This is a genomic window from Pseudomonas koreensis (assembly GCF_012986595.1).
In the GTDB taxonomy this organism is placed as follows: domain Bacteria; phylum Pseudomonadota; class Gammaproteobacteria; order Pseudomonadales; family Pseudomonadaceae; genus Aquipseudomonas; species Aquipseudomonas koreensis.
This window is the reverse complement of the sequence record NZ_JAAQYM010000003.1, coordinates 326153-340635: the sequence shown is the minus strand read 5'-3', so window position 1 is coordinate 340635 and position 14483 is coordinate 326153. Positions and strand designations below refer to the sequence as shown.

Sequence of the window (14483 nt, the reverse complement as noted above, 5' to 3'; positions counted from 1 at the left end):
ACTCCATGAGCCTTAATATCTTCTGGTTCCTGCCTACCCACGGCGACGGCCATTACCTTGGCACCGCCGAAGGCGCTCGCGCCGTCGACCACGGTTATCTGCAACAGGTCGCGCAAGCGGCGGATCGTTTGGGTTTTGGCGGTGTGCTGATCCCTACCGGGCGCTCCTGCGAAGACTCGTGGCTGGTGGCAGCATCGCTGATCCCGGTGACCCAGCGTCTGAAATTCCTCGTCGCCCTGCGTCCCGGGATCATTTCCCCGACGGTTGCGGCGCGCCAGGCCGCCACACTGGATCGTCTGTCCGGTGGTCGTGCGCTGTTCAATCTGGTGACCGGTGGCGACCCGGAAGAGTTGGCCGGTGATGGTCTGTTTCTCAACCACGAAGAACGCTATCAGGCCTCGGTGGAATTCACCCGGATCTGGCGTCGCGTGCTGGAAGGCGAAACCGTTGATTACGACGGCCAGCACATCAGCGTGAAGGGCGCGAAATTGCTCTATCCGCCGATCCAGCAACCGCGTCCGCCGCTGTACTTCGGCGGTTCGTCGGAAGCGGCGCAGGACTTGGCAGCCGAACAAGTTGAAATGGTCCTGACCTGGGGCGAGCCGCCAGCAGCCGTCGCCGAGAAGATCGAACAGGTGCGCGCCAAAGCCGCCAAGCTCGGACGCACCGTGCGCTTCGGCATTCGTCTTCATGTGATCGTCCGTGAAACCAACGCCGAAGCCTGGCAAGCGGCCGATCGCCTGATCTCGCATCTGGACGATGACACCATCAAGCGTGCGCAGGCATCGCTGGCGCGCTTTGACTCGGTCGGCCAGCAACGCATGGCCGCGCTGCATGGCGGCAGCCGCGACAACCTCGAAGTCAGCCCGAACCTGTGGGCCGGCGTCGGTCTGGTGCGCGGTGGTGCGGGGACCGCGCTGGTCGGTGACGGTCCGACCGTCGCGGCGCGCGTGAAGGAATACGCGGATCTGGGTATCGACACGTTCATCTTCTCCGGTTATCCACACCTGGAAGAGTCGTATCGCGTCGCGGAACTGTTGTTTCCGCACCTCGACATCGAGCGCCCGGAACTGCCGAAAAGTGCAGGCTATGTCAGCCCGTTCGGCGAGATGGTCGCCAACGACATTCTTCCCAAAGCCGCGTCGCAGAGCTGAGGCGGGCCATGAAGAAAATTATCCACAGCCTCGCGCCCTGGGCGTTGCCGGTGTTGTTGCTGGCGGTGTGGCAGTTGTCGGTGTCGGCCGGTTGGTTGTCGACGCGGATCCTGCCGGCACCGGTGGCGGTGATCGAGGCCGGCGTCAGTCTGGTACGCAGCGGCGAGATCTGGACGCACTTGGCGATCAGTGGCTGGCGTGCGGCGCTGGGCTTCACCATCGGTGGCAGCATCGGTCTGGTGCTGGGGATCATCACCGGGCTGTCGAAGTGGGGCGAGCGCCTGCTCGACAGCTCGGTGCAGATGATCCGCAACGTGCCGCACCTGGCGCTGATTCCGCTGGTGATCCTGTGGTTCGGCATCGATGAGTCGGCGAAGATTTTCCTGGTGGCATTGGGCACGTTGTTCCCGATCTACCTCAATACCTATCACGGCATCCGCAACGTCGATCCGGCGCTGGTGGAGATGGCGCGCAGTTACGGCTTGAGCGGTTTCAGCCTGTTCTGGCAGGTGATTCTGCCGGGGGCGCTGCCTTCGATTCTGGTCGGTGTGCGTTTTGCGCTGGGCTTCATGTGGCTGACGCTGATCGTTGCGGAAACCATCTCGGCCAGTTCCGGCATCGGCTATCTGGCAATGAATGCCCGTGAGTTTTTGCAGACCGACGTGGTGGTGCTGGCGATCCTGCTTTACGCGGTGCTCGGCAAACTTGCCGACCTCGCCGCCCGTGGACTTGAGCGGGTGTGGCTGCGCTGGCATCCGGCTTATCAAGTCGCCAAGGGAGGTGCGGCATGACCGCTCAACAACCTCCACGCCTGCTGCGCGGGATACCGCTGGTGGTGCGCAACCTGCAGAAAACCTTTGGTGCGCGGCAAGTGCTGCGCGACATCGACCTGCACATCCCGGCGGGACAATTCGTCGCCGTGGTCGGGCGTAGCGGTTGCGGCAAGAGCACCTTGCTGCGCTTGCTTGCCGGCCTCGATCAACCGACTGGCGGCGCCCTGCTGGCCGGCGCCGCACCGCTGAACGATGCGCGGGAAGACACCCGGCTGATGTTTCAGGAAGCACGGCTGCTGCCGTGGAAAAAGATCATCGACAACGTCGGCCTCGGCCTCAAGGGCAACTGGCGTCCGCAGGCTCTGCAAGCGCTGGAAGCGGTCGGTCTGGCGGATCGTGCCAACGAGTGGCCGGCGGCTTTATCCGGCGGGCAGAAGCAGCGGGTGGCTCTGGCCCGGGCGTTGATCCATCAACCGCGCCTGCTGCTGCTCGACGAGCCGCTCGGTGCGCTGGACGCCCTGACCCGGATCGAGATGCAGCAACTGATCGAACGCCTGTGGCAGCAACACGGCTTCACCGTGCTGCTGGTGACCCACGACGTCAGCGAAGCGGTGGCGATTGCCGATCGGGTGATTCTGATCGAGGACGGCGAAGTCGGTCTCGATCTGCAAGTGGAGCTGCCACGCCCTCGAGTGCGGGGTTCGCACCGACTGGCGGCGCTGGAAACCGAAGTACTCAACCGTGTTCTGTCCCTGCCCGGCGAGCCGCCGGAGCCGGAACCTGTTTCACCCCTGCCTACGCAATTGCGTTGGGCGCAATAACTCAAGCTTTATCAACGACAGGAATCAAAGCCATGACTATCAAAGCCATCAACGTGCGCAACCAGTTCAAAGGCTCGATCAAGGAGATCGTTCTCGGCGACGTGCTGTCGGAAATCGACGTGCAGACAGCCTCCGGCATCGTCACTTCGGTGATCACCACCCGTTCGGTCAAGGAGCTGGAACTGGCGGTGGGCAGTGAGGTAATCGCCTTTGTGAAATCTACCGAGGTGTCGATCGCCAAGTTGTAAGTCTGTGAGTAAAAACAAACCCCGGAGGGCGTGAGCCCTTCGGGGTTTTTTGTGTCTGTCTTGAAGTTTGCGGCGCGGCCTTCGCGAGCAGGCCGGTAAAGACGCTAGAGAATTCTTTTGGGCAGGTAAGGCGGAAGGTATAATCCGATATAGGCATCAAACACCCGCATCCCTTCCTCGGCCATGCGCGGCGTGATCTGCCCGTGCTGCTGCACCGATCGCGCATACACGCGGTCGCCCAGCTCCATTGCCAGGGCAAACACATCGACATCGCTCGGCAGGCGCGGCAATTCGAAATGGTGGTCGAACAGCTTGTGCATCAGGTCGCCCAGTTCGATGTCGTGCTGCCGGTCGGCCTGGGTCACTTCGGTCAGGCCGTGCTGGGCAAGGATCAGCTGGCGGGCGGCGGCGTCCTCGTCGTAGATCTCCAGCATCCGCTCCTCGACCAGCCGCGACAGGTCGCGCCAGTCGCGTAGGGCGTCGTGGTCGATCGGTGCTTGCAGGCAGGCGCGAAAAGCGGCGTGCACATCGGCGGTCAGCGCTTCGAGCAGGGCTGGGACGCTGGCGAAGAAGTGGTACACGGAGGACGGTGGAATCTGCGCGCGTTCGGCCACGCTGTAGATCGACAGGCTGGCCACTCCCTCGGCGGCCAGCAGCGTACGCGCGGCGTCGAGTATCGAATCGATCCGCGCCTGACTGCGGGCACGGGGTTTGCGGACGGGGGCGGGACGCGTCATGGAAGTCTCCTGCGGGGCAGCGGGCATTGTACGCGGAGCGCCCATCCCCAGTGCAACACAGTCCTTGTGGCGAGGGAGCTTGCTCCCGCTGGGTTGCGCAGCAGCCCCAAAACTATAAGGTCCGGTGTGTCTGAAAAACTGGTCAGCTGGTTTTACGACTGCTGCGCAGCCGAGCGGGAGCAAGCTCCCTCGCCACAGGGATAAAGTTCGGGCATAAAAAAGCGCTGCGGGCTGAAATAGCCGGCAGCGCTTTTTATGCCTGACATCCGTTTACACGGTATGCAGGTACCAGTTGTACTCGAGGTCGGAGATGGAGTGTTCGAACTCCTCCAGCTCGCTCTCTTTGCAGGCGACGAAGATATCGATGTATTTCGGATCGATGTACTTGGCCATCACCTCGCTGTCGTCCAGCTCACGCAGGGCATCGCGCAAGTTGTTCGGCAGGCTTTGTTCGTTCTGCTCGTAGCTGTTGCCTTCAACCGGAGCGCCCGGCTCGATCTTGTTCACCAGACCGTGATGCACACCGGCCAGGACCGAAGCCATCAGCAGGTACGGGTTGGCGTCGGCGCCGGCCACGCGGTGTTCGATGCGCACGGCATCGGCAGAGCCGGTCGGTACGCGGATCGCCACGGTGCGGTTGTCCAGGCCCCAGCACGGCGAGTTCGGAACATAGAACTGCGCGCCGAAGCGACGGTACGAGTTGACGTTCGGGCAGAGGAAAGCCATCTGCGCCGGCAGGGTCTCGAGCACACCGCCGATCGCGTGACGCAGCGCGGCGTTCTGCTCGGGATCCTCGCTGGCAAAAATGTTTTTGCCATCTTTATCAAGAATCGAAATGTGGACGTGCAAACCATTGCCTGCCTGGCCCGGGTAAGGCTTGGCCATGAAGGTGGTGTCCATTTCATGGTCGTAGGCGATGTTCTTGATCAGACGCTTGAGCAGGACTGCGTAGTCGCAGGCCTTGATCGGGTCGGCGACGTGGTGCAGGTTCACTTCGAACTGCGCCGGGGCACTTTCCTTGACAATGGCGTCGGCCGGGATGCCTTGCTCTTTGGCGCCTTCCAGAATGTCCTGGAGGCAGTCGACGTATTCGTCGAGGTCGTCGATCAGGTAGACCTGAGTCGAGTGCGGGCGTTTGCCGGAGATCGGCGAGCGTGGCGGCTGTGGACGGCCGTTCACGTTCTCCTGGTCGATCAGGTAGAACTCCAGTTCGAAGGCGGCGCAGATGGTCAATCCCAGCTCGTCAAACTTTGCAACAACTTGACGGAGCACTTCGCGCGGATCGGCGAAGAACGGATCGCCTTCGAGTTCGTGCATGGTCATCAACAGTTGCGCGGTAGGGCGCTTCTGCCATGGCTCGTTGCACAGGGTATCGGGGATTGGATAGCAGATCCGGTCGGCGTCGCCGATGTCCAGACCCAGGCCGGTGCTTTCCACCGTAGAACCATTGATATCCAGAGCAAATAGAGAGGCCGGCAGGTTGATGCCTTTCTCGTAAACCTTGTGGAGGCTGGTGCGTTCGATGCGCTTGCCGCGCACCACACCATTCATATCCGCAATCAGAAGGTCAACGTACAGAACCTCAGGATGTTCCTTAAGGAACGCGTTCGCTTCGTTAAGCTGAACGGCACGCGGGGGTACCGACATGATGCAACACCTTTGTTGTTAAAAATATCAATCATTGATCTTTTCTGGTTTCAGTCAACCCGAACGGCATGCCGAAGTCAAGCAAGGCCTTTTTTGCCCTAAAAAAGCGCCGCGAGGGCATTTATGGGGCACTTCGGGGCAGTTTTTTGTGCTGGGGACGCTTGGCACCCGCAGGCTTGAGCAGGCCGTGTTGTATTTTTTACGGGGGTGTTGTGTAAAAAAATGAACAAGGCTAAGCTCGGATCAAACCCATAACAGCAATAATACCGGGGTGCTTCATGTCTCGCCTGCCGTTAATCGGCATCACCGACTGCTCGCAACAGTCCGGTCTGCATGCTCAACACATCAGTGGCGACAAATCCTTCCGTGGCGCAGCCTGCAAGGCTCGCAGTCTGTCGACGATGTTCTCGTCGGCAGCAGCCAGAATGGCAGCGTCCGTTATTCTGGACGTACGGCAAAGCATCCTGTTTATGGCGTCCCCCTCCAATATAGATCTCTTTGAGTCCCAAAGCCTGTGCCGCTCTTCGAGCCGTGCTCATGATTCTGCACGCCTTGAATGTGCACAGGAAATGCAACGCCAGCGTAAAGGGCAGGTAAGCTCCTCTTTCATTGTCTATGCGCGGTGCCAGGCGTAAGCCGGCACTGCGCGCAAGCAAGCCCCCTTTAACGCGACGCCACGGCGTCAAACTTTGCCTGACACGATGTCAGGAGACTCAGCCCAGAGGCATTTATGAGTAACAACCTCGACCAGCTCACCGATTGGTTGAAAGACCACAAGATCACAGAAGTCGAATGCATGATCGGCGACTTGACCGGTATCACCCGGGGCAAGATCTCGCCGACCAACAAGTTCATCGCCGAAAAGGGCATGCGCCTGCCAGAGAGCGTATTGCTGCAGACCGTGACCGGCGACTACGTCGAAGACGACATCTATTACGAACTGCTCGACCCGGCCGACATCGACATGATCTGCCGCCCCGACCAGAACGCCGTGTACTTGGTGCCATGGGCCATCGAGCCGACTGCCCAGGTGATCCACGACACTTACGACAAGCAAGGCAACCCGATCGAGCTGTCGCCGCGCAACGTCCTCAAGAAAGTCCTGAAACTCTACGCCGACAAAGGCTGGCAGCCGATCGTGGCGCCGGAAATGGAGTTCTACCTGACCAAGCGCAGCGACGACCCTGACTATCCGTTGCAGCCGCCAATCGGCCGCTCCGGGCGTCCGGAAATCGGTCGTCAGTCGTTCTCCATCGAAGCGGCGAACGAATTCGACCCGCTGTTCGAAGACGTCTACGACTGGTGCGAACTGCAGGAGCTGGACCTCGACACGCTGATCCACGAAGACGGCACGGCGCAGATGGAAATCAACTTCCGTCACGGCGACGCACTGTCGCTGGCCGACCAGATCCTGGTGTTCAAGCGCACCATGCGCGAAGCGGCGCTCAAACACGACGTGGCCGCGACCTTCATGGCCAAGCCAATGACCGGTGAGCCGGGCAGTGCCATGCACCTGCACCAGAGCATCATCGACATCGAGACCGGCAAGAACGTGTTCTCCAATGAAGACGGGACCATGAGCCAGCTGTTCCTGCACCACATCGGTGGCCTGCAGAAACTCATCCCGGAATTGCTGCCGCTGTTCGCACCGAACGTCAACTCGTTCCGCCGCTTCCTGCCGGACACCTCGGCGCCGGTGAACGTGGAGTGGGGCGAAGAGAACCGCACCGTGGGCCTGCGTGTCCCGGATGCCGGCCCGCAGAACCGCCGCGTGGAAAACCGCCTGCCGGGCGCTGACGCCAACCCGTACCTGGCGATTGCCGCGAGCCTGCTGTGCGGCTACATCGGCATGGTCGAGGGTCTCAACCCGAGCGCGCCGGTGGTCGGTCGTGGCTATGAACGCCGCAACCTGCGCCTGCCGCTGACCATCGAGGACGCACTGGAGCGCATGGAAAACAGCGCGACCATCGAGAAATACCTGGGCAAGACCTTCATCACCGGCTACGTCGCGGTCAAGCGGGCCGAGCACGAAAACTTCAAGCGCGTTATCAGTTCCTGGGAGCGTGAGTACCTGCTCTTCGCCGTCTGATACGCCGGGCGCGGCTGGCAGCAGCCGCGCCTTCACCGATAACAAGGAGAATTGGCATGACCAGCAACAACCCGCAAACCCGTGAGTGGCAAGCCCTGAGCAGCGATCACCACCTGGCCCCGTTCAGCGATTTCAAGCAGCTGAAAGAGAAGGGTCCACGGATCATCACCAACGCCAAGGGCGTGTACCTGTGGGACAGCGAGGGCAACAAGATCCTCGATGGCATGGCGGGTCTGTGGTGCGTGGCGATCGGTTATGGCCGCGACGAGCTGGCTGACGCGGCTGCCAAACAGATGCGCGAGCTGCCTTACTACAACCTGTTCTTCCAGACCGCGCACCCGCCGGCACTGGAACTGGCCAAGGCCATTGCCGACGTGGCGCCACAAGGCATGAACCACGTGTTCTTCACCGGCTCCGGTTCCGAAGGCAACGACACCATGCTGCGCATGGTCCGCCACTACTGGGCGATCAAGGGCCAGCCGAACAAGAAAGTCATCATCAGCCGCAAGAACGGTTATCACGGTTCCACCGTGGCCGGCGCGAGCCTGGGTGGCATGACGTATATGCACGAACAGGGCGACTTGCCGATTCCGGGCATCGTCCACATCGCGCAGCCTTACTGGTTCGCCGAGGGCGGCGACATGTCGCCGGAAGAGTTCGGCATCTGGGCGGCCAATCAGCTTGAAGAGAAGATTCTCGAAGTCGGCGTTGACAACGTCGGTGCCTTTATTGCCGAGCCGATCCAGGGCGCCGGCGGCGTGATCATTCCGCCCGACACCTACTGGCCGCGCATCAAGGAAATCCTCGCCAAGTACGACATCCTGTTCGTGGCGGACGAAGTGATCTGCGGATTCGGTCGTACCGGCCAATGGTTCGGTTCGGATTTCTATGATCTGAAGCCGGACATGATGACCATCGCCAAAGGCTTGACCTCCGGTTATATCCCGATGGGTGGCCTGATCGTTCGCGACGACGTGGTGAAGGTGCTCAACGAAGGCGGCGACTTCAACCACGGCTTCACCTACTCCGGGCACCCGGTGGCGGCAGCGGTGGGACTGGAAAACATCCGGATTCTGCGCGACGAGAAAATTATCGAGAACGCGCACAACGAAACGGCACCGTATTTGCAGAAACGTCTGCGCGAACTCAACGATCACCCGTTGGTGGGCGAAGTACGCGGGGTCGGCCTGCTGGGGGCGATCGAGCTGGTGCAGGACAAGGCCACTCGCAAGCGTTATGAAGGCCGGGGTGTGGGCATGATCTGCCGGCAGTTCTGCTTCGATAACGGCCTGATCATGCGCGCCGTGGGCGACACCATGATCATTGCGCCGCCGCTGGTGATCAGCAAGGCGGAGATCGATGAGCTGGTTACAAAGGCACGCAAGTGTCTGGACCTGACCCTCAGTGCATTGCAAGCCTGAGTGCTAGGCTTTGAGCGGGGGAGCTGCGGCGCTCTCGCTCGAAGGTGTCAGAAAGGTTGGCCTTTTCTTGAAAGACCGCCTCCGATCTTGCCAGACTAGCCGCGGTTCCAGTTGTCCGGGTTCGGCCGCTGAACAAAGTGGTTCAAAAAAGAAAAATTTGGAGCATGACGCATGAAGGCATTAGGTAAAAAGCTTGCTGGCAAGACTCTTCTCGCGCTGTCCGTGGCGGGCATGATGGCGGGTGCGGTTCACGCGGACGACAAAGTGCTGCACGTCTACAACTGGTCCGACTACATTGCGCCAGACACCATCGCCAACTTCGAGAAAGAGTCGGGGATCAAAGTCGTCTACGACGTGTTCGACAGCAACGAAACCCTGGAAGCCAAGCTGCTGGCGGGCAAGTCCGGTTACGACGTGGTTGTGCCATCGAACAACTTCCTGGCCAAGCAGATCAAGGCTGGCGTTTATCAGGAGCTGGACAAGTCCAAGCTGTCCAACTACGGCAACCTGAACAAGTCGCTGCTCAAGGCGGTTTCGGTCAGTGACCCGGACAACAAGCACGCCTTCCCGTACATGTGGGGCTCGATCGGCATCGGCTACAACCCGGAGAAGGTCAAGGCTGCGCTGGGCGTCGACACCATCGATTCCTGGGACATTCTGTTCAAGCCAGAGAACATCGCCAAGCTCAAGGGCTGCGGTGTGAGCTTCCTCGACTCGCCGACCGAAATGCTCCCGGTCGCGCTGCACTACCTGGGTCTGCCAACCGACAGCCAGAAGAAAGAAGACATCAAGAAAGCCGAAGAGCTGTTCCTCAAGATTCGTCCTTCGGTCACCTACTTCCACTCCTCCAAGTACATCTCGGACCTGGCCAACGGCAACATCTGCGTAGCGGTCGGCTACTCGGGTGACGTGCAGCAGGCCAAGTCCCGTGCCGCCGAGGCCGGTGACAAGGTCAAAGTCAGCTATGCCATTCCGAAAGAAGGCGCTGGCAGCTTCTATGACATGGTCGCGATTCCGAAAGATGCGGAAAACATCGACGGCGCCTACAAGTTCATGAACTACCTGCTGCAACCGAAAGTGATGGCCGAGATCACCAACGCGGTGCGCTTCCCTAACGGTAACGCCGAAGCGACCCAGTACGTGAACAAGGACATTACCTCTGATCCAGGCATCTACCCGCCAGCCGACGTGCAGGCCAAGCTGTATGCGATCGCCGATTTGCCGGCCGCTACCCAGCGTGATCTGACCCGCAGCTGGACCAAGATCAAATCCGGTAAATAAGCCGGTTTGAAGCAGCAACCGCTGGCCGTCGTCGCCGCGACGGCGCCCAGCGGATCAATTAAATGACAGGAAGTTTTGCAGGAACGGTTTTTCGAGGGTAAGTTGCGCGCCGGTTTGGTTGCCGGGCAGCCATGGCTGTCATGTAACGCGGGGCAACTTGGGCCCAACTAATTTAGAGGACCTCCACTTGCCTATTTTTTCTTCTTTGCGCAAAGCCCTGCTGGCCACTGCCGGCCTGACGATCGCTGTCGGAGCCCAGGCCGCCGGTACGGTGCATATTTATAACTGGTCGGATTACATCGGCGAGACCACCCTGGCCGACTTCGAGAAAGCCACCGGGATCAAACCGGTGTACGACGTGTTCGATTCCAACGAAACCCTGGAAGGCAAGCTGCTGGCCGGGCGTACCGGTTACGACGTGGTCGTGCCGTCGAACCACTTCCTCGGCAAGCAGATCAAGGCGGGCGCGTTCCAGAAGCTCGACAAGTCACAGCTGCCGAACTACTCGAACCTCGACCCGGTGCTGCTCAAACGTCTGGAACAGAACGATCCGGGCAACCAGTACGCCGTGCCGTACCTGTGGGGCACCAACGGCATCGGCTACAACGTCGACAAGGTCAAGGCTGTGCTCGGTGTCGACAAGATCGATTCCTGGAGCGTGCTGTTCGAGCCGGAGAACATCAAGAAGCTGCACAGCTGCGGCGTGGCGTTCCTCGACTCGGCGGATGAAATGATGCCGACCGTGCTCAACTACATGGGCCTGAACGCCAACAGCACCGATCCCAAGGATTACAAAAAAGCCACCGACAAGCTGCTCGCGGTGCGTCCTTACGTGACCTACTTCCATTCGTCCAAGTACATCGGTGATCTGGCCAACGGCGACATCTGCGTAGCCATCGGCTTCTCCGGCGATATCTTCCAGGCCAAACACCGTGCCGAGGAAGCCAAGAAGGGCGTGAACATCGCCTACTCGATTCCGAAAGAGGGCGGCGCACTGTGGTTCGACATGCTGGCGATTCCGAAGGACTCGTCCAACGTCAAGGAAGCGCACGCCTTCATCAACTATTTGCTGAAACCTGAGGTTATCGCCCAGGTCAGTGATTACGTCGGTTACGCCAACCCCAACCCGGGTTCGGACAAGCTGATGGAACAGTCCATCCGCACCGATGAAGCGGTTTATCCACCGCAAGCAGTCCTCGACAAGACGTACGTGTCGACCGAGTTGCCGCCCAATATTCAACGTTTGATGACCCGTAGCTGGACCAAGGTCAAGTCGGGCAAGTAAGGCACAAAATATCCTGGGTTCGTCCGCACTGGGCGAACTGCACTGTTTTTTTCTGGGAGTTTCGTAAATGGCAGTTGCCTCCGGCGCCTATAAGAAAGCCCTCGAGGGCGACCAGACACCTAAGCAGGTGTTGGTCAAAATCGACCGGGTCACGAAGAAGTTCGACGAGACGATTGCCGTGGACGATGTGTCCCTGGAAATCAAGAAGGGCGAGATCTTCGCCCTGCTCGGCGGTTCGGGATCGGGCAAATCCACTCTGCTGCGGATGCTGGCAGGGTTCGAACGGCCCACGGAGGGGCGCATTTTCCTCGACGGCGTCGACATCACCGACATGCCGCCGTACGAGCGACCGATCAACATGATGTTCCAGTCGTACGCCCTGTTCCCGCACATGACCGTGGCGCAGAACATCGCTTTCGGCCTCAAGCAGGACAAGATCCCCAACGCCGAGATCGACGCGCGTGTGGCCGAGATGCTCAAGCTGGTACAGATGAGCCAGTACGCCAAGCGCAAGCCGCATCAACTGTCCGGCGGCCAGCGTCAGCGTGTGGCGCTGGCGCGCTCGCTGGCCAAGCGGCCGAAGCTGTTGCTGCTCGACGAGCCGATGGGCGCCCTGGACAAGAAACTGCGTTCGCAGATGCAGCTTGAGCTGGTAGAGATCATCGAGCGCGTTGGCGTAACTTGCGTGATGGTGACCCACGACCAGGAAGAGGCCATGACCATGGCCGAGCGTATCGCGATCATGCACCTGGGCTGGATCGCCCAGATCGGCAGCCCGATCGACATCTACGAAACCCCGACCAGCCGTCTGGTGTGCGAATTCATCGGTAACGTCAACATCTTCGAAGGCGAAGTGATCGACGACGCCGAAGGCCACGCGACTATTACCTGCAAGGACCTCGACCGGCAGATCTACGTCGGCCACGGCATCAGCACTTCGGTGCAGGACAAGTCGGTCACCTACGCGATCCGTCCGGAGAAGCTGCTGGTCACCGCCGAAATGCCGACCTGCGAGTACAACTGGTCGAGCGGCAAGGTGCATGACATCGCCTACCTCGGCGGCCACTCGGTGTTCTACGTCGAACTGCCGAGCGGCAAGCTGGTGCAGTCGTTCGTCGCCAACGCCGAGCGTCGCGGCCAGCGTCCGACCTGGGGCGATCAGGTTTACGTGTGGTGGGAAGACGACAGCGGCGTGGTACTTCGCTCATGAACATGCGCAAGTTCAAACGACGGCTCAACCGAATAATTCCCAATGGCCGCCAACTGGTCATCGGGGTTCCGTTCATCTGGCTGTTCCTGTTCTTCATGCTGCCGTTCTTCATCGTCCTGAAGATCAGCTTCGCTGAAGCCGACGTGGCCATCCCGCCGTACACCGAGATCTACACCTTCGCCGAGCAGAAGCTGCAACTGCTGCTGAACCTCGGCAACTACGCGATGCTGGGTGGCGACGAGTTGTACATCGCCGCCTACCTCGGCTCGCTGAAGATGGCGTTCTTCAGCACGCTGCTGTGCCTGCTGATCGGCTACCCGATGGCCTATGCCATCGCCAGTGCCCGTAAAGAGCTGCAGACGGTGCTGGTGCTGCTGATCATGATGCCGACCTGGACCGCGATCCTGATCCGCGTTTACGCGTGGATGGGCATCCTCAGCAACAACGGTCTGCTCAACGGCTTCCTGATGAGCATGGGTTTCATCGATGAGCCGCTGCAGATCCTCAACACCAACCTGGCTGTTTACATCGGCGTGGTCTATTCGTACCTGCCGTTCATGATCCTGCCGCTGTACGCCAACCTGGTGAAGCATGATCAGAGCCTGTTGGAAGCAGCCTCCGACCTCGGTTCGAGCACCTTCAACAGCTTCTGGAAAATCACCATTCCGCTGTCCAAGAACGGGATCATTGCCGGCTGCATGCTGGTATTCATCCCGGTGGTGGGTGAATTCGTGATCCCGGAACTGCTCGGCGGTCCGGAAACCCTGATGATCGGTAAAGTGCTCTGGCAAGAGTTCTTCAACAACCGTGACTGGCCGGTGGCGTCCGCCCTGGCGGTGGTGATGCTGGCGATCCTGATTGTGCCGATCATCCTGTTCAACCGCAGTCAGGCCAAGGAAATGGAGGGCAAAGAATGAAGAACTTCCGTTTCTCCAGCCTGATGCTGGTACTGGGTCTGCTGTTCATCTACGCGCCGATGCTGATCCTGGTGATCTACTCGTTCAATGCCTCGAAACTGGTGACGGTGTGGGGCGGCTGGTCGATCAAGTGGTACGTCGGCCTGCTCGACAACACGCAACTGATGGGTTCGGTGGTGCGCTCGCTGGAAATCGCCTGCTACACCGCGGTTGCCGCAGTGGCGCTGGGTACGCTGGCGGCCTTCGTGCTGACCCGCATCACCCACTTCAAGGGCCGCACGCTGTTCGGTGGCCTGGTCACCGCGCCGCTGGTAATGCCGGAGGTGATCACCGGTCTGTCGCTGTTGCTGCTGTTCGTGGCGATGGCGCAGATGATCGGCTGGCCGCAGGAACGTGGCATCGTCACCATCTGGATCGCCCACACGACGTTCTGTGCGGCGTATGTGGCGGTGGTGGTGTCGGCGCGTCTGCGCGAGCTGGACCTGTCGATCGAAGAAGCGGCGATGGACCTCGGCGCACGGCCGTGGAAGGTGTTCTTCCTGATCACCATCCCGATGATCGCGCCATCGCTGGCAGCGGGCGGCATGATGTCGTTTGCCCTGTCGCTGGACGACCTGGTGCTGGCGAGCTTCGTTTCCGGGCCGGGTTCGACCACCCTGCCGATGGAAGTGTTCTCGGCGGTGCGTCTGGGCGTGAAGCCGGAGATCAACGCCGTGGCGAGTCTGATTCTGCTGGCGGTGTCGCTGGTGACGTTCCTGGTGTGGTTCTTCAGCCGCCGTGCCGAAGAAGCGCGCAAGAAAGCCATCCAGCAAGCCATCGAAGAAGGCGCTGCCGATTCGTGGAAGCAACCGGACGTACGCCGCGCGCCTGCGCCGGAAGCAGCTTAACAGGCAAAAAGAT

Annotated in this window: 13 protein-coding genes; 11 read left to right on the top strand and 2 right to left on the bottom strand. The window is 60.3% G+C overall.

Annotation, left to right across the window (positions count from 1 at the left end; translation table 11 throughout):
- Positions 1-5: 5 nt before the first annotated feature.
- The 4 genes from ssuD to HBN98_RS11060 are packed head-to-tail and all read left to right on the top strand — an operon-like array spanning position 6 to position 2996.
- Entirely contained in the window at positions 6-1154 is a 1149-nt protein-coding gene (ssuD, locus tag HBN98_RS11075) for an FMNH2-dependent alkanesulfonate monooxygenase (protein ID WP_083367615.1), read from the top strand.
- A gap of 8 nt (positions 1155-1162) precedes the next feature.
- Positions 1163-1945 (top strand): aliphatic sulfonate ABC transporter permease SsuC, encoded by a 783-nt coding sequence (ssuC, locus tag HBN98_RS11070; protein ID WP_083367616.1) that lies wholly within the window; start codon positions 1163-1165, stop codon positions 1943-1945.
- Entirely contained in the window at positions 1942-2748 is an 807-nt protein-coding gene (gene ssuB, locus HBN98_RS11065) for an aliphatic sulfonates ABC transporter ATP-binding protein (RefSeq protein ID WP_083367617.1), read from the top strand. Before ssuC ends, ssuB begins: the two co-directional genes overlap by 4 nt.
- 32 nt (positions 2749-2780) lie before the next feature.
- Positions 2781-2996: a TOBE domain-containing protein gene (locus tag HBN98_RS11060; RefSeq protein WP_007967989.1), complete on the top strand. Its 216-nt coding sequence runs from the start codon at positions 2781-2783 to the stop codon at positions 2994-2996.
- 104 nt (positions 2997-3100) lie between these two features.
- Here HBN98_RS11060 and HBN98_RS11055 read toward each other — a convergent pair whose 3' ends face one another.
- The gene (locus tag HBN98_RS11055; protein ID WP_083367618.1) at positions 3101-3733 is read right to left on the bottom strand and encodes a TetR/AcrR family transcriptional regulator; all 633 of its coding nucleotides are present in this window, start codon (positions 3731-3733) and stop codon (positions 3101-3103) included.
- Between the two features lie 270 nt (positions 3734-4003).
- The gene (locus tag HBN98_RS11050) at positions 4004-5380 is read right to left on the bottom strand and encodes a glutamine synthetase family protein (protein ID WP_064589713.1); all 1377 of its coding nucleotides are present in this window, start codon (positions 5378-5380) and stop codon (positions 4004-4006) included.
- A gap of 730 nt (positions 5381-6110) precedes the next feature.
- Here HBN98_RS11050 and HBN98_RS11045 point away from each other — a divergent pair.
- The 7 genes from HBN98_RS11045 (at position 6111) to HBN98_RS11015 (ending at position 14470) form a co-directional block, all read left to right on the top strand.
- Complete coding sequence (locus HBN98_RS11045; protein WP_007967993.1) at positions 6111-7469, top strand: glutamine synthetase family protein; 1359 nt, start codon at positions 6111-6113, stop codon at positions 7467-7469.
- Positions 7470-7525: 56 nt separating this feature from the next.
- Entirely contained in the window at positions 7526-8890 is a 1365-nt protein-coding gene (locus HBN98_RS11040; protein WP_083367619.1) for an aspartate aminotransferase family protein, read from the top strand.
- A 171-nt stretch (positions 8891-9061) separates the two neighbouring features.
- Positions 9062-10171: a polyamine ABC transporter substrate-binding protein gene (locus HBN98_RS11035; RefSeq protein ID WP_083367620.1), complete on the top strand. Its 1110-nt coding sequence runs from the start codon at positions 9062-9064 to the stop codon at positions 10169-10171.
- Between the two features lie 187 nt (positions 10172-10358).
- Positions 10359-11456 (top strand): polyamine ABC transporter substrate-binding protein, encoded by a 1098-nt coding sequence (locus HBN98_RS11030; protein WP_064589710.1) that lies wholly within the window; start codon positions 10359-10361, stop codon positions 11454-11456.
- Positions 11457-11523: 67 nt separating this feature from the next.
- Positions 11524-12666, top strand: a complete 1143-nt coding sequence (locus HBN98_RS11025) for an ABC transporter ATP-binding protein (RefSeq protein WP_003229245.1) — start codon at positions 11524-11526, stop codon at positions 12664-12666.
- Positions 12667-12701: 35 nt separating this feature from the next.
- On the top strand, positions 12702-13583 hold the full coding sequence (locus HBN98_RS11020; protein WP_169844052.1) for an ABC transporter permease subunit: 882 nt from the start codon (positions 12702-12704) through the stop codon (positions 13581-13583).
- Positions 13580-14470 carry an ABC transporter permease subunit gene (locus tag HBN98_RS11015; RefSeq protein WP_064589709.1) on the top strand — a complete coding sequence of 297 codons (891 nt, stop codon included), beginning with the start codon at positions 13580-13582 and terminating at the stop codon, positions 14468-14470. The genes HBN98_RS11020 and HBN98_RS11015 overlap by 4 nt, the downstream gene beginning before the upstream one ends.
- Positions 14471-14483 lie beyond the last annotated feature (13 nt).